Below are 20,550 nucleotides of genomic sequence, written 5' to 3' on the forward strand. Positions count from 1 at the left end.
TTCGGCATCTCCGCTGAGAAGAGGGGGATCAGGCGACCGTGTACTGGCTGTGGTTGCTGATGCGGCCGTCGCGGACCTGGAGGACGCGGTCGCAGTGGGCGGCGACCTCGGCATCGTGCGTGACCATGACCAGGGCGGCGCCCTGGGCCCGGGTGACCGAGGTGAGCAGCTGGATGACCTCCGTGCTGGTCGCCTGGTCCAGGGCGCCGGTCGGCTCGTCGGCGAAGACCACGTCCGGTTCCACGGCCAGGGCGCGGGCGATGGCGACCCGCTGGGCCTGACCGCCGGACAGCTGTCCGGGCCGGCGCCCTTCCAGACCGTCCAGGCCCAGCGGCGCGAACCAGCGCCGGGCCCGTTCGACGGCCTCCTTGCGCGGGGTGCCTTCCAGCATCAGCGGCAGGGCGACGTTCTCCTGGGCGGGCAGCTCCGGAAGCAGCTGGCCGAACTGGAACACGAAGCCGAACCGCTTGCGGCGCAGCGCACTGAGGCGGTTCTCGCCCAGCTGGTCGATGCGCTCCTCACGCAGCAGCACCTGGCCGCCGTCGGGACGGACGATCCCCGCGAGGACGTGCAGAAGCGTGGACTTGCCGGACCCGGAGGGCCCCATGATCGCCAGCGATCGACGCTCGTCGACCCGGACGTCCACACCCGCGAGCGCGGTAGTGGAGCCGTACTTCTTGTCGAGGCCGTGACCGGCCAGAACGGTGTTCATGATGTGCGTGGCTCCTCTGTGATTCCAGATACGGTTCGGCAGCGCCCCGAAGGGGCGCGGGGCTGTATCGATATGAGGCTCCGCCGCGTGGGCGCGACCAGCCACGACGGCGCCGCAGCGAACCGCCGACCGATCGCGGCACTACCCGCGGAGCGCTCAGCGCTCAGCGTTCGAACTTCCAGGTGACGGAGTCCCCCGTGGCCTTGACCACGGAGACCGGTATGTCGACGGACGAGCCGTCCGACTTCTTCCCGGAGCAGGTGACCGTCGCGCCTGTCACGGCCTTCAGCCCGGTCGGGCACCGCACGTCGTGGACCTTCACGCCGATGAGGGGAATCGGGTGGTATTTGCTCTGCACCCGGCCCGCGACGATGTTCGAGGACAGGGCCTTCTGCCCGTCCACCTGCACGGTGTTGTAGGTGTCCAGGGCGGTGGTCGACTCGGTGCCGGAGAGCGCGTACACACCGACACCGGCCGCGCCGAGCACGGCGGACGCACCGCCGACTACACCGATGAGGAACTTGCGCTGCATGAGGACTCCTTGGGGCTGGAGGGGAGGAAGTGGCTCCACCCTCGCCCGCGCACCCGGGCACGCGCCTCGGCCATAAGGCCAGCGTCTGCGGCCGCTCCCTCGGCCGATCGGCCGATCCCGTGCCGCGGAAGCCCGCCCCACCGCGATCGGCATGAAGGCCCCTCCGGCGGGCCGCCCTGGCGTCAATCCCACCCGCGGCTGTTCAATGAGGCTGCACACACGCCACCGGGAGAGGAGCCCTCAGTGTCACCAGCAGCCGCTCCGCCCGTCGGCGCGCGTATCCGGCAGGTGCGTCTGGACCGCGGGATGAGCCTGCGGTCGCTGGCCCGGGAGATCGGGGTCTCGGCGAGCCTGGTGTCACAGATCGAGACGGGCAAGAGCCAGCCGTCCGTCAGCACGCTGTACGCGATCACGACAGCGCTCGGCATCTCCGTCGAGTCCCTCTTCGAGGCGCGCGAGCCCGCACCCCCGGTCGCGGCGGGCGCCGCCCCCGGCACCGTCCTGCACGCCCTCGCCGCCTTCGCCGCCGACCCGGGCCGCCGCATCGGCCCGCTGGTCACACCCGGCGAGCGGGAGACGCTGGAACTGGACTCGGGGGTCGTCTGGGAGCGTCTCGGCCATGTGCCCGGCACGGATGTCGACTTCCTGCTGGTGACCTACCGGCCCGGGGGCTCCTCCTCCAGCTCCGGCGGCCTGATGCGGCACACGGGCACCGAGTACGGCTTTCTCACCTCGGGTGAACTCGTCCTCACCCTCGGTTTCGAGGAGTACCCCCTGCGCCCCGGGGACGCGGTCTGCTTCGAGTCGACGACACCGCACCGCTACCGCAACGATGGAGAGGAACCAGCCGTCGGCGTATGGTGTGTGTTCAGTAGGGCTTGACACTTCCGGCGGGTGGACGTTCACTCCGAATCGGGGGTGGTCGCCATGGCGATCCGCACATTCGGACCCAATGCCGTCGACTGGGAAGAGCGCGTCGACCTGGACCGGCTGCGCAAGCAGCGCCTGGCCCGGCTGAACGAACAGCTGAACCGCTCCGAGCTGGGCGCGCTGCTCAGCTTCGACTTCGCCAACATCCGCTATATGACGGCCACGCACATCGGCACCTGGGCGATGGACAAGCTGATCCGCTTCGCCCTGCTGACCCGCGGCGGTGAGCCGGTCGTCTGGGACTTCGGCTCCGCCGCCCGTCACCACCAGCTCTACAACCCCTGGCTCGACTACAGCGACGGCAAGGGCGGCCCGCCCACCGGCGCCCGCGCCGGCATCTCCACCCTCCGCGGCGCCTTCCACCCGGACGCCGGCATAGCCGAGGACGTCGCCCGGAAGATCGCCGCCGAACTGCGCGAGCACGGCCTGGCCCAGGAACCTCTCGGCGTCGACGTCGCCGAGATCCCCATCCTCACCGCCCTGCGGGCCGAGGGCATCGACGTCGTCGACGGCCAGCAGGTCTTCCTGGAGGCCCGCCGCATCAAGACCGGCGACGAGATCTCCCTGCTCACGCAGGCCTGCGCGATGGTCGACGCGGCGTACGAGGAGCTGTACGGCTATCTGCGCCCCGGCGTGCGCGAGAACGAGTGCGTCGGAGTCGTCAGCAAGGTCCTGTACGACCTCGGCAGCGAGTACGTCGAAGGCGTCAACGCCATCTCCGGCGAACGCTGTTCACCGCACCCGCACGTCTACAGCGACCGCCTGATCCGCCCCGGCGACCCCGCCTTCTTCGACATCCTGCACAGCCACCTCGGCTACCGCACCTGCTATTACCGCACCTTCGCCGTCGGCAGCGCCTCCCGCGCCCAGCGCGACGCCTACGTCCGCTGCCGTGAGTACATGGACGAGGCGATCTCCCTGGTCCGGCCGGGCGCCACCACCGCCGACATCGTCCAAGTGTGGCCGCGCGCCGAGGAGTTCGGGTTCGCCGACGAGACGGCGGCCTTCGCCCTCCAGTACGGCCATGGCGTCGGCCTGTCGATCTGGGAGAAGCCGATCTTCAGCCGTCTTGTCTCGCTCGACCACCCCGAAGTCCTCCAAGAGGGCATGGTGTTCGCGCTGGAGACCTACTGGCCCGCCGCCGACGGCTGGTCCGCCGCCCGCATCGAGGAGGAACTGGTCGTCACCGCCGACGGCTGCGAGGTCATCACCAAGTTCCCGGCGGAGGAACTGCTGGTGGCGGGACGCAAGTACTGGACGGTGGGCGGCGAGCTGAACACGCGCCGTGAGGCGCAGTCCCACCTGAACACGGGGACGGCCGATGGACGGCACTGAACTCCTCGCCCTGTACGAGCAGATGGCCGTCATCCGCCGTACGGAGAAGGCCGCCCACGACCTGTTCCTGCACGGCCTGGTCAAGGGCACCACCCACCTCGCCGCCGGACACGAGGCGATCGCCGTCGGCGCGAGCGCGGCCCTCCGCCCCGACGACTACGTGTTCGCCACCTACCGCGGGCACCACCACGCCCTCGCACGCGGCGCCACCCCCGAGGAATGCCTCGCCGAACTCATGAGCCGGGCCACCGGACTGTGCAAGGCCAAGGGCGGCTCGATGCACCTCACCAAGGCGGCCACCGGCATGCTCGGCTCGTACGCCATCGTCGGCGCACATCTCCCGATGGCGGTCGGCGCCGCCTGGTCCGCCCGGCTGCGCGGCACCGACCAGATCGCGGTCGCCTTCTTCGGTGACGGCGCGACCAACATCGGCGCCTTCCACGAGGCGCTGAACCTGGCGGCCGTATGGAAGCTGCCGGTGCTGTTCGTGTGCGAGAACAACCTGTACATGGAGTACACGCCGATCGCCGACGTCACGGCGGTGGCACGCCCCGCCGCCGACCGGGCGCCCGCGTACGGCATCCCCGGCGAGGTCGTCGACGGCAATGACGTCGTCGCCGTCCATGAGACGGTCGAGCGTCTCACCCGGCGGGCCCGGGCCGGAGACGGGCCCGCCCTCATCGAGGCGCAGACCTACCGTCACTTCGGGCACAGCCGCGCCGACCCGGCGACCTACCGCCCGGCCGAGGAGGTCGAACGCTGGCTCAAGCACGACCCGCTGGACCTGGCCCGCGGTAGGCTCATCGAGCTGGGCGTGGCGCCGGAGACGGTCACCGCGGCGGACGAGCGCGCACGGGATGTCGTAGAGAAGGCGGTCGAGGCGGCGAAGGCCGCTCCCGGGCCCGATCCGGGTGAGGCGCTGACCGATGTGTGGGCCGACGGAGGTGCCGCATGGCGGACGTGACAGCCGAACGGGCCGTCGGCGCACGGGAGATCAGCTACCGGGAGGCGGTCGCCGAGGGCATCGCGCGGGAGATGCGGCGCGATCCGGCGGTGGTGTGCCTGGGCGAGGACATCGGTGAGGCCGGCGGGGTGTTCAAGACGACCGTCGGACTGCTGAAGGAGTTCGGGCCGGAGCGGGTCTGGGACACGCCCATCTCCGAACAGGCCATCGTGGGCGCGGCGATGGGCGCCGCGATGACGGGTATGCGACCCGTCGCGGAGATCATGTTCTCCGACTTCCTGGCCTGCTGCTGGGACTACCTCGCCAACGAGATACCCAAGGTCCGCTACATGACGGGCGGCCAGGTGACCGTGCCCCTCGTCGTGCGCACCGCCAACGGCGGCGGACTCGGCTTCGGCGCCCAGCACTCCCAGGCCACCGAGAACTGGGCGCTCACGATTCCCGGCCTGAAGATCGCGGCACCTTCGACGCCCGCCGATGTGATCGGCATGATGGCGGCCGCGATCCGCAGTGACGACCCCGTCGTCTTCTTCGAGCACAAGGGCCTGCTGGCGAGCAAGGGGACGCCTCCGCCGCCCGGTCATGTGGTCGAGCTGGGGAGCGCGACCGTCGTACGCGAGGGCGCCGATGTGACGCTCGTGGCGCTCGCCTCGATGGTGCCGGTGGCACTGAAGGCCGCCGAACTGCTGGCGGCGGAAGGCATCCAGGCGGAGGTCGTCGATCTGCGCTGCCTCGTCCCGCTGGATGTCGCCACCGTCCTCGCCTCGCTCGCCCGGACCTCGCGGCTCGTGACGGTCGAGGAGAACCCCTACCAGGGTGGCTGGGGCGCCACCCTCGTGTCGGTCGTCGCCGACGAAGGATTCGGTCTGCTGGACGCGCCCGTGCGCCGGGTGGCGGGGGAGTGCGTTCCGCTGCCGTTCGCCGATGCGCTGGAGGAGCAGGTCATCCCCACCGTAGAGAAGGCCGTGGCGGCGGTCCGCAGCCTCGCCGCGTATTGAACACCCCATGGGAGGAAGCACGATGACCAATCGGACACTCCTGCGCGCCGGGCACGTCCTCTCGATGGACCCGGACATCGGAGAGCTGCCCAAGGGGGACGTCCTCATCGAGGACGGCCGGATCGCGGCGGTGCGGCCTGAGATCGACGCGGACGCCGAGGTTCTCGACATGACCGGCCGCATCGTGATCCCCGGTTTCGTGGACACCCACCGCCACACCTGGGAGGCGTCGATCCGCAACGTCGCCCCCGACGCCACCCTGGACGACTACTTCGTCGACATCCTCGACACCTTCGCACCGCTCTACACACCCGAGGACGTGTACGCCGCCAACCTCGCGGGATCGCTGGAGTGCCTGAACGCCGGCATCACGACCCTCGTCGACTGGTCGCACATCAACAACACGCCCGCCCACCCGGACGCCGCGATCCAGGCGCTCACGGAGACCGGCATCCGCGCCCAGTACGCGTACGGCAGCGCCAACACCTCGCTCGCCGACTACTGGTTCGACAGCAAGATCGCGATGCCCGGCGACGACGTACGGCGGATCCGCAGCACCTACTTCGCCTCCGACGACAGTCTGCTGACCATGGCCCTGGCCACCCGCGGCCCCGGTTTCTGCACCAACGACGTCGTCACCGCCGAGTGGACCCTCGCCCGCGACCTCGGCATCCCGATCACCGTGCATGTGGCGATGGGCCGCCTGGCGGGCCGCTTCGGCATGGTCAAGCAACTGCACGACCTGGGGCTCCTCGGCGCCGACACCACCTACGTCCACTGCTGCTACTTCAGCGAGGAGGAGTGGCAGATGGTGGCCGACAGCGGCGGTACGGTCTCGATCGCGCCGCAGGTCGAGGTGCAGATGGGGCACGGGTGGCCGCCCGTGATGAAGGCCATCGAATTCGGGCTGCGGCCGTCCCTGAGCATCGACGTCGTCACCACCGTGCCCGGCGACATGTTCACCCAGATCCGCGCGGCCTTCGGCGCCGAGCGCGCCCGCGTCAACGCCGACTGCTGGAAGGCCAACCTCCCCGTCCCCGACACCATGTTGACGGCACGTCAGATGCTGGAGATCGCGACCCGCAACGGCGCCCATGTCGCGGGCGTCGAGGACCGCACCGGCTCCCTGACCCCCGGCAAGCGCGCCGACGTCGTCGCGATCGACGCCACCGCGCTGAACGTCGCCCCGGTGCACGACGCGGCGGCCGCGGTGACGCTGTCGGCGGACGTCTCCAACGTCGACACGGTCATCGTCGACGGCGTGATCCGCAAGCGCGACGGCCGGCTCCTGGCCGACGTCGACCGGGCCCGGCGACTGGTCCAGGAGTCCCGCGACCGGCTCCTGGCCGCCAAGGAGGCGAAGAGCGCGGCATGACCGAGCACCTGGTGCGCCGAGCCGCCGACATCCCCGAGCCGCCGTACGACGAACTCGGCCATCGGCGGCGGGAGTTGGTCGGTGAGGACGACGGCAGCGTGCACACCGGCTTCGGCCTCTGCGAGCTACGGCCGGACGGCCGGGTCGCCGCCCATGTGCACTCGTACGAGGAGAGCTTCCACGTGCTCGACGGGACCGTGATCCTCGATGTGCCCGAGGGGTCCTACCTCCTCGAAGAGGGCGACTACGGCCTCCTCCCGGCCGGCGTCCCGCACGCCTGGCGCGGCGCCGGGGACACGGGCGGACGGTGGGCCGACATGCTCGCCCCGGTGCCGCGGGCCCGCTACGGGTACGACACCCAGGCGGTGCCCGCGCTGCCCGCGCGCGACCCCGTCCGTATCGACGTCCGTGACCCGCGCACCCGGTCGTTCGGGCACTTCGAGCCCGGGCAGATGGACCCGGGAAAGCAGTCCCAGGATCTGCTCGCGGTCTCGGCGAGCATGCGCACCGCGCTCCTCGTCTACAGCGGCATCACCGTGAAGATGATGGTCGACAGCGACCTGGGCGCGGTCGCCTCGACGATGTTCATGGTGCAGTACGCGCCCGACGGCGTCGCGGGCAGCCACGACCACCCCTTCGAGGAGACGTATCTGATCCTCGAAGGCGTCGTGGACGCGACGTTCGACGGTTCGAGATATCGGCTGGTTCCCGGTGACTGCGCCTGGGCAGGCGCCGGATGTGTGCACGGATTCACCAACGCCGGTGCTGGGCCCGTGCGTTGGCTGGAGACGCAGGCGCCGCAGCCGCCGGTGCGCCACTCCTACCGGTTCACGCGCGACTGGGACTATCTGAGGGAGGCCTTGGAATCATGAACAGCGTCCTCGTCGTCGGCGGTACGTCAGGCCTCGGCCGCGAGTTCGCGCGGATGCGCGCGGAGCGCGGGGACGAGGTCGTGATCACCGGCCGCGACGCCCACCGAACCGACACGCTGGCCAAGGAGATCGGCGCGGCCCGCGGCCTCGCCCTGGACCTCTCGCGGCCGGGCGAGATCGCCGCGGCGCTGGCCGACATCGGCCGCGTCGACCATCTGGTGCTCGCCGGGGTCACCCGCGACGACAACCTGGTGGACGAGTACGACATCGATGCCGCACTGAACCTCGTCACGCTGAAGCTGGTCGGCTACACGGAGGTCGTGCACGTCCTGCGGGCCCGGCTGCACGACGACAGCGCCATCGTGCTGTTCGGTGGACAGGCCAAGGAACGCCCCTACCCGGGGGCCACGACGGTGGCGGCCGTCAACGCCGGGATGACCGGCCTGATGCGCGCCCTCGCCGTCCAGCTCGCCCCCGTCCGCGTCAACGCCATCCATCCCGGCGTCGTGGGTGACAGCCCGTACTGGATGGCCAAGCCGGAAAAGGTACTGGCGGCCCTGCGCACCGAGACACCCACCGGACGGCTGGCCACGATGGCGGACGTGGCGGACGCCGTGGACTTCCTGCTGCGCAACCGGTCCGTCAACGCCGCGGAGTTGAGCGTGGACGGGGGCTGGCTGCTGGGCTGAGTGTGACTGCCCTGTTCATGCCTTCAGCGTCATGCCCTAAGCGTCATGCCCTCAGCGGATCGTGACCGATGGTCATCAGCCGGTGCCGACGGCGGGTCTCCTCCGGCTCCGGCTCGTTCTCGAGATCCGCCTGCTCGTTCACCGTGTCCACCACCTCGTACATCACCCGGATGTCGTCGTCCGTGAGGTCGGTGCGGCGCTTCTGCAGGATCGCCAGCACATGCTGCCCGATCGGTGAACCGGCGTGTTCGGGAAGCGGTTCGGTCTCCTCGTCGGCGTCACTGACCCGGAGCCAGGCGGCCAGTTCCTGCGAGGTCATGTTCACCACGCGGTGGAACTCGTCCCACAGCGTGTCGAGTTCAAGGGCGTCGCTCATGATGAGCCTCTTCCGTGCGTGCTCTCTCGCCCGTCAGTCGCGCGGCCAGTTCTCGGCGTCGAACATCCACCGCTGCTTCTCCAGCTCGCGGGTGATGCCGATCAGCAGATCCTGGGTGACCGGATCCGGCTTCTCGGTCGCGTCGATCCGCTCGCGCAGCCGTCCGATGGCCGTCTCCAGCGCGTCGACGAGCAGTTGGACGACCTCCGTGTCCCGCAGCCAGCCGTCCTTCGGGCCGGGCAGCGTGAACGCCGAGGCGATCGTCTCGGGCCGGCCGTCCGGCGGCAGACCGAGCGCCGCGGCCCGCTCGGCGACCGTGTCGGCGTAGCCGCGGGCTGCCGTCACCACCTCGTCGAGCTGAAGATGGATCGCACGGAACCGAGGGCCCACGATGTTCCAGTGCGCCTGCTTCCCGATCAGTGAGAGCCCGAGCAGGTCCACGAGCGTGCCCTGCAGCGCCTCCCCGGCGATCCCGCGAGCCGGCTCGGGCAGCGTGCTCTTCACGACGGTCATGGCGTGCTCCTCCTTGCGGCGTGGCGTCTGCTTCTACGGAGCAGTCGAATGCGTTCGTCCTCACCGGTGCCGCCCCAGACGCCCGAGGTCTGGCCGTTGTCCAGCGCCCACGTCAGGCACTCGTCGGAGACCGGACAGCGGGCACAGACGCGTTTCGCCTCAGCGACGTCCCGCAGCGCCGGTCCGGACGTGCCCACCGGGAAGAACAGCTCAGGGTCCTCTCCTACGCAGGCTGCACTACGCAACCACTCCATGCGGGCGCGGGTGCCCAGGGCGAACTGGTGCAAAACACGACTGACGTCGGCAGTACGCCATCCCAAAAGCGCAGCACCTGTTCGCCCGCCGGGACCATAAGGCGAGACGGTCCTTACGGCCACCGGTTAGCTGCAACTAGCATCGGTCTCCGCATGGACACGATGACGCTCTGGCACATAACCGGCTGGGAGTTCGCCGCCCTCGCCGCCGCGGCTCTCCTCGTCGGCTTCTCGAAGACCGCGGTGAGCGGCGCCAACACGGTCAGCCTCGCGATCTTCGCGGCGGTGCTGCCCGCCCGCGCCTCCACCGGCGTACTGCTGCCGGTCCTGATCGCCGGCGATGTGCTCGCCGTCCTCACCTACCGGCGGCACGCCCACTGGCCCACGCTGTGGCGGCTGTTCCCCGCGGTCGCCGCGGGCGTCGTCGGCGGCACACTGTTCCTGATGTGGGCGGACGACGCGATCGTCCGGACGTCGATCGGGGCGATCCTGCTGATGATGGCCGCGGTGACGGTGTGGCGGCGGCGCAAGGCCGACGCGGAGGCGGAGCAGCCGGACTCGGTCGTCACCCGCTCCGGCCGGATCAAGGCCCGCTCGTACGGTGTCCTCGGCGGCTTCACCACCATGGTCGCCAACGCGGGCGGCCCGGTCATGTCGATGTACCTCCTCTCCGCGGGCTTCCGCAAGCTCGGCTTCCTGGGCACCTCCGCCTTCTTCTTCCTGATCGTCAACGTGTCCAAGGTGCCCTTCAGCGTCGGCCTCGGCCTGATCGACGGCCGCTCGCTGCTCCTTGACGCCGCGCTCGTCGCGTTCGTCGTGCCCGGGGCGTTCCTCGGCAAATGGGCGGTGAACCGCATCAACCAGCGGCTGTTCGAGCAACTGGTGATCGCGGCCACGGTGGTGGGCGGCCTCCAACTGCTCCTGCGCTGAGCTACTCCGCCTACAGTCGGCGCAGCAGCTCAGGAAGGTCCGCGAACGAGTCGATCACATGGTCGGGCTCGCCACTCGCCGCCCGGTGCGTCTCCGGCAGATACTTGCCGGTCTTCACCAGCACCCCCGTCAGCCCGGCCCGCTGCGCCGCCAGTACGTCGGACTCGATGTCGTCGCCGATCATCAGCGTCTCGTCCGCACCGGCCCCCAGCCCTGCCAGCGCCGATGCGAAGAACGCGGGCGACGGCTTCCCGGTCACCTCGGCCTCGACCCGCGCCGCCTTCTCCAGGCCGGCCAGGAAGGCCCCGGCGTCCAACTGCAGCCCGCCCTCGGTGCGCCAGTAAAGATTGCGGTGCATGGCGACCAGCCGCGCCCCGCGCTGGACGTACCCGAAGGCCCGGTTCAGCGCCGCATAGCCGAACTCGGGACCGGCACCACCGACGATGACGACATCCGGGACGGTGTCCGCGTCCGCCTCGTCCAGCACCTCCACGCCACCCAGGTCCTCCCCGATGTCCCCGCTGTTCAGCAGGGCGCACCGCGCACCGGGACAGTGCTCGGCGAGATACGCGGCGGTGACCGCGGGCGCGGTCAGAATGTCGTCGGCGGACACCGGGAACCCGGCATCCGCCAGCGTCCCGGCGATCGACGCCCGGGTCCTGGACGTCGTATTGGTGACCTGCGCGACCGGGAGACCCGCCGCACGGATCTCCCGCAGCGCCTCGACCGTGCCCGGCAGCGGCTGCCAGGAGACGGTGAGGACTCCGTCGATGTCGATGAGCACGGCGCGTACGGATGCCATGTCCGTGACGATAGCGATCGAGCCGCCGGGCGCATCTCAGGGAGCGATCCCGACACCCTCGACCCTGCTCCAGGACTTCTCCTGCGCGGCCGTCATGGCGGGCCAGCGCAGCCCGCCGGGCCGGGGTTCGACACGTGAGGCGTAGTCGTCCGGGCGGAAGTCCGGATCGTAGAAGCACCCGGTGCCATACGTCCGGTCGAACGCGGCGCACGTCGCCGACACCGACCCCGGGCTCGGCTTCCGCCCCGTACGCACCCAAGTGTCCAGCGCGGCAAGGGAGGTGGCGTACTCCGCGTCACTCAGCTCGCTGTGCTCCTGCTCCCGTGTGAACGTCTGCACCAGATAGCGGTCCCGGTGGGCACCCTGAAGTGTCGCCCGGTACGCCGCCTCGTGCTCGACGAACGCCGTCGGGTCGTCGATCGCGTGCAGGGTCAGCACGGGGATCGCGACCTTGCCGGTGAGGTCGCTGTCGTACGACAGATCGCGTACGGCGGACGGGTCGGCGGCGAACCGCTCGACTCCGGCGTTCAGCGCCGCGTCGTCGTGCGACCCGGAGTACCGCACGCCCTGGTTGCCGAACGGGTTCCGGCCGCCGAGACGGTCGTGCACGATGTCGCGGAAGGTGAAGGTCGCGAACCGCAGATGCGACTCCAGAGTGCGCTCCGGGATTTTCGTGACGGCCAGGATGTCGTCGAGATTGCGCTGCTGCGCCGGGGTCCGGTCGGGCGGGGCGGACGCGTAGCCGGTGCACTCCTGCAACCGCGCCCGCAGCCCTGCCGCCGTCATGGTCGAGTCGGCGCGCAGCCCCTGCCACAGCGGATACGCGGGTTCGCTCGGGCGCGGATGGTTGCGGCAGTAGTACTGGTAGACCACGCGCAGGTCGACGCGGTAGTCGTAGCCGCGGGAGCCGCCCGCGAGGACGCCGTTGGTGAGCAGCGCGCCGTCGTACGGCCCACGCCGGGTGCCGTACGTCTCCACCACCTTGGCGGCGACGTTCCCGCCCCACGACTGGCCGTGCACATACGTCCGCCGCGGCTCGCCGAACTCCCCGACGAACAGCCGCCGTACGTTCTCGGTGTCGGCGGCGGCCATCCGGGTGCCGTAGCCGCCGCGGCGGTACGACGACCCCGCCCACGCGTACCCCTCGTCGACCAGCACCGACCAGCGGCCCAGGTCGTCGAGGCTGCGGGCGGGGTCGGAGCCGGTGCCGAGGTCGGGGCCGCCATGGGAGTGGACGACGAGCGAGCCGTTCCAGTCGTCGGGGACGGCGATGGCGTAGTAGGCGCCTTGGGCGTCCTGGCCGGTGTAGCAACGCGCCCGGTCGGCGAGGTCGGCCGGGCAGGCGACGGAGGCCGGGCGGGGCGGGCCCGCCTGGGCGGACGGGGCGGCGGTGAGCGTGCCGGCGGCGATCAGCGCCAGACAGGCGGTGAGTCCCGCCCATACACAGGACCAGCGGTTGCACGTTCTCGACCTGTACAAGGCACGGCTCCTTGTCCTAGCCGGCGCATCGTCGCGCCGTGCGCCGAGATGCTAGGAAGGCGAGGCGAGCAGGAGAACGGTCCGATCGGTTCTGTTCATAGTGTTCGCACAGGAAGGGGAGTTACGAGCGGAGTTACGGGGGAGCGCGGCCTCGGCCGTAGTCTCGGCCCATGTCCCCGCACATCCTCGTCCTCGGCGGTACGACCGAGGCCCGCCGCCTCGCCACCGACCTGGCGGCACGGCCCGGCGTCCGCGTCACCACCTCGCTCGCGGGGCGCGTGTCGAAGCCGGGAGCGGTCGAAGGGGACGTACGCATCGGGGGTTTCGGCGGCGCGGCCGGCCTGGCCGACTGGCTGCGCGCACACCACGTGGACGCCCTTGTCGACGCCACGCACCCGTTCGCCGAGTCGATCACGGCGAACGCGGCGGAGGCGGCAACGGCGACCGGACTCCCGCTGCTCGTCCTGCGCCGCCCCGGCTGGCAGCAGGGACCGGAGGACCGCTGGCACCCGGTCACCTCGCTGGACGCGGCGGCCGACCTACTGCCCCGACTCGGCCACCGCGTCTTCCTCACCACCGGCCGACTCGGCCTGGCGGCCTTCGCCCACCTCACCGACCTGCACTTCGTCGTACGGTCGGTGGACCCGCCCGAACCGCCCATGCCCCCGGACACCGAAGTCCTGCTGTCCCGCGGCCCGTTCACGGTCCTGGAGGAGAAGGCCCTGCTGCACGCCCACCGCATCGACGTCCTCGTCACCAAGGACAGCGGCGGGGAGGCCACCGCGGCAAAACTCACGGCCGCACGCGAACTCGCCCTGCCGGTCGTGGTCGTACGACGCCCGCCCTTGCCGCGGGGCGTGGACGCGGTGCCCGATGTGGCGGGGGTGTTGGCTCGGCTCGGGCTCGGCGGGGCGTGACGAAGGCCCGGACGCGGTCGATGGCGTGCGGCAGGGCGGGGCGCACGCCGGGCGGGCTGTAGCGGTGGGGGTCCTCAGTCGCCGCTCGCCTGCGACTCCTCCGGCTTCCGGCGCCGCAGCAGGTACGTGTCCATGATCCAGCCCTTGCGCTCCCTGGCCTCGGCCCGCAGCCGCTCGATGCGGGGGGCGGCCTCGGCGATCGGGCCGGAGGCGAGGATCTCGTCGGGTGTGCCTATGTAGGCGCCCCAGTAGATGTCCATGTCCTGGTCGGCGTACTGCCGGAAGGCCTGGTGGGCGTCGAGCATCACGACCACGTCGTCCACGCCGTCCGGGAAGCCCTCGGCAAGCCGTCGCCCGGTGGTGATCTGCACGGGCCGCGCCACCCGGTTCAGCCCCGTCCGGTGCCGGGCGACGAGCGCCGAGACGCTGCTGATGCCCGGCACGACGTCGTACTCGAAAGCGACCGCGCCCCGCTCCAGCACCTCCTCGAGAATCCCGAGCGTGCTGTCGTACAGGGCGGGGTCGCCCCACACCAGGAACGCGCCCCTCTCGTCCTCGCCCAGCTCCTCGGCGATCATCCGCTCGTAGATGTCGGCGCGGGCGCTGCGCCAGTCACCGACGGCGGGGGAGTACGCCGAGCCGCCCGCGGACCGGTCCCGCTCCGGATCGCGCGCCGCCACCACGCGATACGTCCCGTCGGGCACATGTGCGTCGAGTATGTCCCGGCGGAGCTGCACCAGGTCGGACTTCACCTCGCCCTTGTCCAGGACGAAGAACACGTCCGTGCTCCGCAGCGCCTTGACCGCCTGCAGGGTCAGCTGGTCGGGGTCGCCAGCGCCGATACCGATGACATGAATCTTTCGCACGCCCCCGAGTCTGCCGCACGCCACTGACAACGCATGCGGCACCTCCTCTGAGCCCCTACTGAGCCCCTTCTACGAGCCCCCGCGCAGCCGAGGCGCTCGCGCCCCCGCGTCGACGGCCACCCCGTCCCGCTCCGCGTCGCCCGCCAACTGCCGCGCCCAGGCCACGACGCCGGCGAGATCCATCCCGTACGGCCGCGGCTCCCCGGAGCCCGAGGCCCATTCCTCGACGGCCCCGGCCCCACGCCGCAGCAGCCGCACACCGCCCGTGAGATTCCCGCGGGCCGCGTGGGTGAGCCCCACGGCGAGCTGGGCCAGCCCCCGCCACAGCGCACGCTCGGTCGCGGGACCCGATTTCCAGGCGTCCTCGAAGACCTCGTGCGCATGGAACGGCTTCCCCGCATCCAGCAGCTCCTGCGCCTCGGCCACGGTCCGCTCCGGGCTGCGCACGACCCCCTCCGGCTGCCGCGCCACCCCCTCCTCGCCGTACGGCAACGGCCGCCCGAGCCCGTCCCGCGGCCGGGCATTACGCGCCCGCCCCTCACGGTCCCGATCCCGCGCCCCGACCGGTCCTTCCGAAGATGTACTGCCCATACCTCGATTCTGCCCCGCCCCCAGCCCCTTTCGGTGCCGCCCCCGACGTGCGGTAAAGTTCTGTCTCGCGCGCTCACGCGGATCACCGCGAGACAGCGCACCGGGACGTGGCGCAGCTTGGTAGCGCACTTGACTGGGGGTCAAGGGGTCGCAGGTTCAAATCCTGTCGTCCCGACGGTGTGAAGGGTCTTCGCAGGCAGCAGCCTGTGGGGACCCTTTTCGCGTGGGCCCGCAGGCCTCGCACGTCCGCGCCATCTGAGACCCGGCGGGCAAGACCTGCCGGACACCTCTTTGGCGTGACCGCTTCCTTCAGCTCGGCTCACGTTTCCACACACTCGGGGTGCCGGAAGCAAATACTTGGCTAGCCACGTGTTTGCTGCTACGGTCTTTATGTGGCCAGCCACCTAAATGGGTGGTGGCGCGAGAGGAGTCGTCATGAAAGCCATCCTGTTCGACCGTTTCGGTGGCACTGAAGTGCTGCACGAGGCGGACATCGAGGTCCCGCAGCCCGGCCCCGGCCAGGTCCGCGTCCGCGTCAAGGCGTCCGGAGTGAACGGGCTGGACGGCAAGATCCGCTCGGGGATGCTGGAGGCCGTGTACCCGACGACCTTCCCGACCGTCCCCGGTGGCGAACTGGCCGGCGTGGTGGACGCGCTGGGTGAGGGCGTGCGGGACGTGCAGGTCGGTGACGAGGTGCTGGGCTGGGCCGACACCGGCTCCTACGCCGAGTACGCGCTGGCCACCATCGTGGCCCCCAAGCCCGCCGGCCTGGAGTGGCAGGATGCGGCCGCGCTGCCGGTGGCGAGCGAGACGGCCGAGCGGGTCCTGAACCTGCTGGGCGTCACCGCCGGGGAGACCGTACTGATGCACGGCGCGTCCGGAGGGGTCGGAACGCTGGCGGTCCAGCTCGCCACGGCCCGCGGAGCGCGTGTCATCGGCACGGCGGGCCCCGCCAACCAGGACTACCTCACCTCGCTCGGCGCCACCGCGACCGTGTACGGCGAGGGCCTGGTCGAGCGGGTCCGGGAGCTGGCCCCCGACGGCGTGGACGCGGTGTTCGACCTGGCGGGCAAGGGTGCCCTGGAGGACTCGATCACCCTGCGGGGCGGCACCGAGCGCATCGTCACCATCGCCGACTTCCGCGCGCGGCAGCTGGGCATCACCTTCGCCCAAGGTGGCGCGCAGGCCTCGCCCGAGCGCCTGGCCGCCCTGGCCCAGGACGCCGCGGCCGGAAAGCTCGTCACCACCGTCACCTCCTACCCGCTCGACCAGGCTGCCACCGCCCAGCAGGTCAGTGACGCCGGGCATGTGCGGGGCAAGCTCGTCCTCACCGTTGCCTGACCACACCTGCTTGCCACTGCCAGGCCCTGTCCGCCAGCTGTTTTCGATGGCCGCCCGGTCATCGCCATACCGCCATACCCTCATATCGCTATGTCGAGAAGGATCATCCATGTTGAACCCCCTGTGGACGCGGACCACCGTCGGCGGCATGTCCCTGCCGCACCGCCTGGTCATGGCCCCCATGACCCGCGACCGCTCCACGCCGGAAGGCGTCCCGACGGAGCTGAACGCCGAGTACTACGCCCAGCGGGCCTCGCACGCGCTGATCATCACCGAGGGCACCCAGCCCTCGGCCGACGGCCAGGGCTACCTCCTCACCCCCGGCATCCACAATGACGAGCAGATCGCCGGCTGGCGCAAGGTCACCGACGCCGTGCACGCGGCCGACGGCCGGATCGTCATCCAGCTGATGCACACCGGACGCATCGCCCACCCCGACAACACCCCCCACGGGCGCCGGCCGGTCGCCCCTTCGGCGATCCGGCCGGAGGGCGCGATGTTCACCGCGTCCGGGCCTCAGGAGATGCCGACACCCCGTGCTCTGTCGACGCAGGAGGTCGCGGCGACCGTCGACGACTTCCGCCGCGCCGCAGCGGCTGCCATCGCGGCAGGCGCCGACGGCGTGGAGATCCACGCCGCCAACGGCTACCTGGTGCACCAGTTCCTGTCCGCCAACACCAACCAGCGCACCGACCGCTATGGCGGTTCCCTCGACAACCGCATCCGCTTCGCCGTCGAGGTCGCCGCTGCCGTGGCCGACGAGATCGGCGCCGACCGCACCGGCCTGCGCATCTCCCCCGGCAACCCCTACAACGACATCGCCGAGTCCGACACCGCCGAGCTGTATCCGGCTCTCCTGCGCGCCCTCAGCCCGCTCGGCCTCGCCTACCTCCACGTGATGCACGCGGGCGACGAGGAGCTGCTGGGCACCCTGCGCGCGCTGTGGCCGTCCACGCTGATCCTCAACCGGGCCGGCACCGACCTGCCCACCCGTGCCCAGGACATCGCCCACGGCACGGCCGACCTCGTCTCCGTCGGCGCCCTCGCGCTCGCCAACCCGGACCTGGTCGAGCGGCTACGCTCTGACGCGCCGCTGAACACCCCCGACCCGGCGACCTTCTACGGCGGCGGAGTGGCCGGCTACACCGACTACCCCACCTACACCGTCTGAGGAACCGAACCATGCCCGCCCCCACACCCCGCGTCCCCTCTACGGCCAGCGAGGGGCCGATGAGCTACGCGATCTTCCAGCTCGCCCGTGCTCACCGCGCCCGCGCCGCCGCCATGCTCCGCGAGATGGACCTGCATCCGGGACAGGAGCTGCTGCTGATGCACCTCCTGGACCGGGACGGCCAGACCCAGTCCGAGCTGCTCGAAAGCGTGGGCCTGGACCACTCCACCGTCTCCAAGTCCCTACGCCGCATGCAGGACGCCGGCCTGCTCGTTCGCGAGCCGGCCGCACACGACCGGCGCGTCATGGTCGTCCACCTCACCGACAAGGGACGTGCCATGCGTGAGCCCCTGGCAGCCATGTGGCGGGCCCTGGAGGAGAGCTCCGCGCTGAACCTGTCGGCGCAGCAGGCAGAGTCCTTCGTCCGTATCGCCTACGCCATCGCCGACGCGATCAACAGCCGCGCTGTTCCGGGGGAAGAGTCCGAGTAGCTCGCCTCAGCTGCACCCCCGGTTCCGGCCTGGCGCGCGAGCTGTCCCGGTGGAAGAAGGACGGAACGCATTCGGGGCAGGGCGACACCCCCGCGGGGTCGGCGAGCCCTTCCCCTTCGCCGGACGGCCGCACATCGAGGACGGCTGCATCACCGGGGTCCGGGTCACCGTCGACCTCCGCGAGCTCCCGCGGTCCGGCGGCGACCCGAAGCGCGGATCCGCCCACCACAGGCCGCCCCTGAGCGCCCGGCCGACTTCGCCCGCTCACCCGATCCCCTCCCAGTGCTGGCCTGATGAAAAGAGAGAACCCCATGACCACCACCCCGCCCGTCCTCGTCGTCGGCGCGACCGGCTCCCTCGGGGGCAAGGTCGTCGACGAACTGCTGGGGCGCGGTAAGAACGTCCGCGCCCTGGTCCGGCCGACCACCGACGCGAGCAGGCTCGAAAGCCGGGGCGTCGAGATCGCCCGCGGCGACATGCTCGACCGCGCCTCGCTCGTCGCTGCCATGAACGGCGCCGATGCCGTCATCACCACCGCTGCCGGCTACACCCGCGGCGGCAAGAACGCGTATGACATCGACACCGTCGGCAACGCCAACCTCGCTGAGGCCGCCCACCGCGCCGGCATCCGGCGGTTCGTCCTGACCAGCATCCTCACCAGCGACCAGACGCCCCAAGTCCCGCACTTCTGGCACAAGAAGATCGCCGAGGACGAGCTCGAACAGCTCGGCGTCCCCTTCGTCGCACTACGGCCGGGGGCCTTCCTCGACCAGATCGCGACCATGGCGGGCAACCCGATCGACAAGGGCCGCCTGACGTGGATCGGCAAGACCACCGTCCCGCTGACCTTCGTCCACACCTCCGATCTCGCGGCGTACCTGGCGGCCGCAGTCGACGCCGAGGCCGACGACGGTGAGCGCATCGACATCGGCTGGGACCGTCCGGTCAGCATGCGCGAGATGGCCGGCCTGATGGGCAGCCGGGCCGGAAAGACGATCAAGGTGTGGGCCGTCCCTTCCGCCGTCGCCCGCGCCGCAGGAGCCGTCGCCGGCCGCTTCATGCCCCTGGTCAAGGACATGGCCGCGATGTTCGGCTGGTTCGACAGCGGCCGCTACGTCGCCGACACCCGCCGGCAGGAGGAGCTGTTCGGCCCCGTCCCCACGGCCGAGGACGTCCTCAGCCGGTACACAGACGCCCTGTCATCGGCACCCAGCCGCGTTCACCGATGAGCGGCCAGCACTGCCGCGAGGCCTTCTCGCAGGTCCTTGACGAAATACTCGGGAACCTCCAGCGACGGGAAATGTCCCCCGGTTTCGGGTGACCTCCATCGGACGATCTGTCGGTACCGCTCCTGCGCCCAGGGGCGCGGACACTTCTCGACGTCGCGGGGATACATGGTGATTGCTGACGGGACGTCGACCCGGAGTTCGGGGTCCAGCGAGTTGTGGCTCTCGTAGTAAATGCGGGCCGCCGACGCGCCGGTCCGCGTCAGCCAGTACAGGGTGACGTCGTCGAGAACGCGGTCTTTGGACATCGTCTCGAACGGGCTGTCCTCGGTGTCCGACCACTCGGCGAACTTGTCGAGGATCCAGGCAAGAAGCCCGACCGGTGAGTCGACGAGCGAGTAGCCGATGGTCTGCGGTCGGGTCGCCTGCTGCTTCGCGTACGCCGCGCGATGGCGCCAGAAATCGCGGGTTTCCTCGGCCCACCTGCGCTCGACCGGCGTCAGCCCGTCCGTTGTCAGGCCGGGCGGCCCCTCCGCGAACGTGGTGTGGATACCGAGCACGTGCGCGGGGAACCTGCCGCCGAGAACGGTGGTGATATTGCCTCCCCAATCGCCCCCGTGGGCCGCGAACTTGCTGTAGCCCAGTCTCCCCATCAGTTCCACCCATGCGGCCGCGATCTTTTCGGTTCCCCACCCGGTGGTGGCCGGCCTGTCGCTGTAACCAAAGCCCGGTAGCGACGGGACTACGACGTGAAACGCCGGCGCGTCTGCGTCTTTCGGATCTGCCAGCTCGTCCACGACATCGATGAACCGAACAACGCTGTCAGGCCAGCCGTGCGTCAAGATCAGGGGAGTGGCATCCGGGCGCGCGGACCGACGGTGCAGGAAGTGGATTCCCAGATCGTCAATGGTCGTGCGGAACTGGCCGATCTGGTCGAGGCGCTCTTCGAACGACCGCCAGTTGTACCCGGTGCGCCAGTAGTTCACGACATCGATGAGGTCGGCGAGCGGAACGCCCTGTTCCCATCGGCGAGGGTCGGGCGCGGTACGACAGACCGTCTCGGCCTCCGGTAGCCGCGCCGCGGCCAGTCGTGCGCGCAGATCGTCGAGGTCGGCGTCAGTCGCGTGGGCTTCAAATGCTTGCACGTCGCTGGTTGGACGGGGCATGAGACCTCCTGGCCATCGCG

At 70.6% G+C, this 20,550-nt stretch carries 23 protein-coding genes and 1 tRNA gene; 14 read left to right on the plus strand and 10 right to left on the minus strand.

What is annotated here, in order from left to right; all coding sequences use genetic code 11:
• Window positions 1-28: 28 nt before the first annotated feature.
• Together ACTWQO_RS00595 and ACTWQO_RS00600 are read right to left on the minus strand one after the other, a co-directional pair.
• Window positions 29-712, minus strand: coding sequence for an ABC transporter ATP-binding protein (locus ACTWQO_RS00595; protein ID WP_443235167.1), 684 nt, complete (start codon window positions 710-712; stop codon window positions 29-31).
• Between the two features lie 163 nt (window positions 713-875).
• A complete protein-coding gene (locus tag ACTWQO_RS00600; protein ID WP_443235168.1) occupies window positions 876-1,244 on the minus strand; it encodes a DUF4333 domain-containing protein in 369 nt (122 codons plus the stop codon).
• A 243-nt stretch (window positions 1,245-1,487) separates the two neighbouring features.
• Here ACTWQO_RS00600 and ACTWQO_RS00605 point away from each other — a divergent pair, with 243 nt between their 5' ends.
• Genes ACTWQO_RS00605 through ACTWQO_RS00635 form a run of 7 tightly spaced genes read left to right on the plus strand, consistent with a single transcriptional unit; the run spans window position 1,488 to window position 8,407 of the window.
• A complete protein-coding gene (locus tag ACTWQO_RS00605) occupies window positions 1,488-2,126 on the plus strand; it encodes a helix-turn-helix domain-containing protein (protein WP_443235169.1) in 639 nt (212 codons plus the stop codon).
• A gap of 45 nt (window positions 2,127-2,171) precedes the next feature.
• The gene (locus tag ACTWQO_RS00610; protein ID WP_443235170.1) at window positions 2,172-3,509 is read left to right on the plus strand and encodes a M24 family metallopeptidase; all 1,338 of its coding nucleotides are present in this window, start codon (window positions 2,172-2,174) and stop codon (window positions 3,507-3,509) included.
• Entirely contained in the window at window positions 3,496-4,473 is a 978-nt protein-coding gene (locus tag ACTWQO_RS00615) for a thiamine pyrophosphate-dependent dehydrogenase E1 component subunit alpha (RefSeq protein ID WP_443235171.1), read from the plus strand. Before ACTWQO_RS00610 ends, ACTWQO_RS00615 begins: the two co-directional genes overlap by 14 nt.
• A complete protein-coding gene (locus ACTWQO_RS00620; RefSeq protein WP_443235172.1) occupies window positions 4,461-5,471 on the plus strand; it encodes an alpha-ketoacid dehydrogenase subunit beta in 1,011 nt (336 codons plus the stop codon). The genes ACTWQO_RS00615 and ACTWQO_RS00620 overlap by 13 nt, the downstream gene beginning before the upstream one ends.
• A gap of 22 nt (window positions 5,472-5,493) precedes the next feature.
• Window positions 5,494-6,846 carry an amidohydrolase family protein gene (locus ACTWQO_RS00625; protein ID WP_443235173.1) on the plus strand — a complete coding sequence of 451 codons (1,353 nt, stop codon included), beginning with the start codon at window positions 5,494-5,496 and terminating at the stop codon, window positions 6,844-6,846.
• A complete protein-coding gene (locus tag ACTWQO_RS00630) occupies window positions 6,843-7,718 on the plus strand; it encodes a cupin domain-containing protein (RefSeq protein WP_443235174.1) in 876 nt (291 codons plus the stop codon). Before ACTWQO_RS00625 ends, ACTWQO_RS00630 begins: the two co-directional genes overlap by 4 nt.
• Window positions 7,715-8,407, plus strand: a complete 693-nt coding sequence (locus ACTWQO_RS00635) for an SDR family oxidoreductase (RefSeq protein WP_443235175.1) — start codon at window positions 7,715-7,717, stop codon at window positions 8,405-8,407. Before ACTWQO_RS00630 ends, ACTWQO_RS00635 begins: the two co-directional genes overlap by 4 nt.
• Window positions 8,408-8,450: 43 nt before the next feature.
• On the opposite strand, the gene ACTWQO_RS00640 is transcribed toward ACTWQO_RS00635, so the two are convergent.
• Genes ACTWQO_RS00640 through ACTWQO_RS00650 form a run of 3 tightly spaced genes read right to left on the minus strand, consistent with a single transcriptional unit; the run spans window position 8,451 to window position 9,550 of the window.
• Window positions 8,451-8,783, minus strand: coding sequence for a DUF3140 domain-containing protein (locus ACTWQO_RS00640; RefSeq protein WP_443235176.1), 333 nt, complete (start codon window positions 8,781-8,783; stop codon window positions 8,451-8,453).
• Between the two features lie 33 nt (window positions 8,784-8,816).
• A complete protein-coding gene (locus tag ACTWQO_RS00645) occupies window positions 8,817-9,296 on the minus strand; it encodes a Dps family protein (protein WP_443235177.1) in 480 nt (159 codons plus the stop codon).
• Window positions 9,293-9,550, minus strand: a complete 258-nt coding sequence (locus tag ACTWQO_RS00650) for a WhiB family transcriptional regulator (RefSeq protein ID WP_443235178.1) — start codon at window positions 9,548-9,550, stop codon at window positions 9,293-9,295. The genes ACTWQO_RS00645 and ACTWQO_RS00650 overlap by 4 nt, the downstream gene beginning before the upstream one ends.
• Before the next feature lie 153 nt (window positions 9,551-9,703).
• Here ACTWQO_RS00650 and ACTWQO_RS00655 point away from each other — a divergent pair, with 153 nt between their 5' ends.
• Window positions 9,704-10,480: a sulfite exporter TauE/SafE family protein gene (locus ACTWQO_RS00655; protein WP_443235179.1), complete on the plus strand. Its 777-nt coding sequence runs from the start codon at window positions 9,704-9,706 to the stop codon at window positions 10,478-10,480.
• 10 nt (window positions 10,481-10,490) lie between these two features.
• On the opposite strand, the gene ACTWQO_RS00660 is transcribed toward ACTWQO_RS00655, so the two are convergent.
• Together ACTWQO_RS00660 and ACTWQO_RS00665 are read right to left on the minus strand one after the other, a co-directional pair.
• On the minus strand, window positions 10,491-11,282 hold the full coding sequence (locus ACTWQO_RS00660; RefSeq protein ID WP_443235180.1) for an HAD-IIA family hydrolase: 792 nt from the start codon (window positions 11,280-11,282) through the stop codon (window positions 10,491-10,493).
• 36 nt (window positions 11,283-11,318) lie between these two features.
• A complete protein-coding gene (locus tag ACTWQO_RS00665; protein ID WP_443235181.1) occupies window positions 11,319-12,761 on the minus strand; it encodes a hypothetical protein in 1,443 nt (480 codons plus the stop codon).
• A 170-nt stretch (window positions 12,762-12,931) separates the two neighbouring features.
• On the opposite strand from ACTWQO_RS00665, the gene ACTWQO_RS00670 reads away from it, so the two are divergent.
• Window positions 12,932-13,678, plus strand: a complete 747-nt coding sequence (locus tag ACTWQO_RS00670) for a cobalt-precorrin-6A reductase (RefSeq protein ID WP_443235182.1) — start codon at window positions 12,932-12,934, stop codon at window positions 13,676-13,678.
• 74 nt (window positions 13,679-13,752) lie between these two features.
• Here the strand turns inward: ACTWQO_RS00670 and cobF are convergent, their stop codons facing one another.
• Complete coding sequence (gene cobF / locus ACTWQO_RS00675; RefSeq protein WP_443235183.1) at window positions 13,753-14,544, minus strand: precorrin-6A synthase (deacetylating); 792 nt, start codon at window positions 14,542-14,544, stop codon at window positions 13,753-13,755.
• Window positions 14,545-14,613: 69 nt separating this feature from the next.
• Complete coding sequence (locus ACTWQO_RS00680) at window positions 14,614-15,135, minus strand: DUF309 domain-containing protein (protein WP_443235184.1); 522 nt, start codon at window positions 15,133-15,135, stop codon at window positions 14,614-14,616.
• Between the two features lie 101 nt (window positions 15,136-15,236).
• Between ACTWQO_RS00680 and ACTWQO_RS00685 the strand changes: the two genes are divergently transcribed.
• From ACTWQO_RS00685 to ACTWQO_RS00705, 5 genes are all read left to right on the plus strand, one after another.
• Window positions 15,237-15,310: transfer RNA gene (locus ACTWQO_RS00685), tRNA-Pro, on the plus strand.
• 260 nt (window positions 15,311-15,570) lie between these two features.
• Window positions 15,571-16,476, plus strand: a complete 906-nt coding sequence (locus ACTWQO_RS00690; protein WP_443235185.1) for an NADP-dependent oxidoreductase — start codon at window positions 15,571-15,573, stop codon at window positions 16,474-16,476.
• 109 nt (window positions 16,477-16,585) lie between these two features.
• The gene (locus tag ACTWQO_RS00695) at window positions 16,586-17,647 is read left to right on the plus strand and encodes an alkene reductase (RefSeq protein WP_443235186.1); all 1,062 of its coding nucleotides are present in this window, start codon (window positions 16,586-16,588) and stop codon (window positions 17,645-17,647) included.
• A gap of 11 nt (window positions 17,648-17,658) precedes the next feature.
• Complete coding sequence (locus ACTWQO_RS00700) at window positions 17,659-18,138, plus strand: MarR family winged helix-turn-helix transcriptional regulator (RefSeq protein ID WP_443235187.1); 480 nt, start codon at window positions 17,659-17,661, stop codon at window positions 18,136-18,138.
• A 311-nt stretch (window positions 18,139-18,449) separates the two neighbouring features.
• Window positions 18,450-19,367, plus strand: a complete 918-nt coding sequence (locus tag ACTWQO_RS00705; protein WP_443235188.1) for an SDR family oxidoreductase — start codon at window positions 18,450-18,452, stop codon at window positions 19,365-19,367.
• Here the strand turns inward: ACTWQO_RS00705 and ACTWQO_RS00710 are convergent.
• Window positions 19,358-20,530, minus strand: coding sequence for an epoxide hydrolase family protein (locus ACTWQO_RS00710; RefSeq protein ID WP_443235189.1), 1,173 nt, complete (start codon window positions 20,528-20,530; stop codon window positions 19,358-19,360). The two genes, ACTWQO_RS00705 and ACTWQO_RS00710, sit on opposite strands and share 10 nt — an antisense overlap.
• Window positions 20,531-20,550 lie beyond the last annotated feature (20 nt).

It is taken from the genome of Streptomyces sp. 4N124 (assembly GCF_052245395.1).
Lineage (GTDB): Bacteria > Actinomycetota > Actinomycetes > Streptomycetales > Streptomycetaceae > Streptomyces.

What these genes read in the sequence shown, in the direction of transcription:
- ACTWQO_RS00595 (WP_443235167.1), bottom strand. Translation starts at nt 712, where the DNA reads ATGAACACCGTTCTGGCCGGTCACGGCCTCGACAAGAAGTACGGCTCC.
- ACTWQO_RS00600 (WP_443235168.1), bottom strand. Translation starts at nt 1,244, where the DNA reads ATGCAGCGCAAGTTCCTCATCGGTGTAGTCGGCGGTGCGTCCGCCGTG.
- ACTWQO_RS00610 (WP_443235170.1), top strand. Translation starts at nt 2,172, where the DNA reads ATGGCGATCCGCACATTCGGACCCAATGCCGTCGACTGGGAAGAGCGC.
- ACTWQO_RS00615 (WP_443235171.1), top strand. Translation starts at nt 3,496, where the DNA reads ATGGACGGCACTGAACTCCTCGCCCTGTACGAGCAGATGGCCGTCATC.
- ACTWQO_RS00620 (WP_443235172.1), top strand. Translation starts at nt 4,461, where the DNA reads ATGGCGGACGTGACAGCCGAACGGGCCGTCGGCGCACGGGAGATCAGC.
- ACTWQO_RS00625 (WP_443235173.1), top strand. Translation starts at nt 5,494, where the DNA reads ATGACCAATCGGACACTCCTGCGCGCCGGGCACGTCCTCTCGATGGAC.
- ACTWQO_RS00630 (WP_443235174.1), top strand. Translation starts at nt 6,843, where the DNA reads ATGACCGAGCACCTGGTGCGCCGAGCCGCCGACATCCCCGAGCCGCCG.
- ACTWQO_RS00635 (WP_443235175.1), top strand. Translation starts at nt 7,715, where the DNA reads ATGAACAGCGTCCTCGTCGTCGGCGGTACGTCAGGCCTCGGCCGCGAG.
- ACTWQO_RS00640 (WP_443235176.1), bottom strand. Translation starts at nt 8,783, where the DNA reads ATGAGCGACGCCCTTGAACTCGACACGCTGTGGGACGAGTTCCACCGC.
- ACTWQO_RS00645 (WP_443235177.1), bottom strand. Translation starts at nt 9,296, where the DNA reads ATGACCGTCGTGAAGAGCACGCTGCCCGAGCCGGCTCGCGGGATCGCC.
- ACTWQO_RS00650 (WP_443235178.1), bottom strand. Translation starts at nt 9,550, where the DNA reads ATGGAGTGGTTGCGTAGTGCAGCCTGCGTAGGAGAGGACCCTGAGCTG.
- ACTWQO_RS00655 (WP_443235179.1), top strand. Translation starts at nt 9,704, where the DNA reads ATGGACACGATGACGCTCTGGCACATAACCGGCTGGGAGTTCGCCGCC.
- ACTWQO_RS00660 (WP_443235180.1), bottom strand. Translation starts at nt 11,282, where the DNA reads ATGGCATCCGTACGCGCCGTGCTCATCGACATCGACGGAGTCCTCACC.
- ACTWQO_RS00670 (WP_443235182.1), top strand. Translation starts at nt 12,932, where the DNA reads ATGTCCCCGCACATCCTCGTCCTCGGCGGTACGACCGAGGCCCGCCGC.
- ACTWQO_RS00680 (WP_443235184.1), bottom strand. Translation starts at nt 15,135, where the DNA reads ATGGGCAGTACATCTTCGGAAGGACCGGTCGGGGCGCGGGATCGGGAC.
- ACTWQO_RS00690 (WP_443235185.1), top strand. Translation starts at nt 15,571, where the DNA reads ATGAAAGCCATCCTGTTCGACCGTTTCGGTGGCACTGAAGTGCTGCAC.
- ACTWQO_RS00695 (WP_443235186.1), top strand. Translation starts at nt 16,586, where the DNA reads ATGTTGAACCCCCTGTGGACGCGGACCACCGTCGGCGGCATGTCCCTG.
- ACTWQO_RS00700 (WP_443235187.1), top strand. Translation starts at nt 17,659, where the DNA reads ATGCCCGCCCCCACACCCCGCGTCCCCTCTACGGCCAGCGAGGGGCCG.
- ACTWQO_RS00705 (WP_443235188.1), top strand. Translation starts at nt 18,450, where the DNA reads ATGACCACCACCCCGCCCGTCCTCGTCGTCGGCGCGACCGGCTCCCTC.
- ACTWQO_RS00710 (WP_443235189.1), bottom strand. Translation starts at nt 20,530, where the DNA reads ATGCCCCGTCCAACCAGCGACGTGCAAGCATTTGAAGCCCACGCGACT.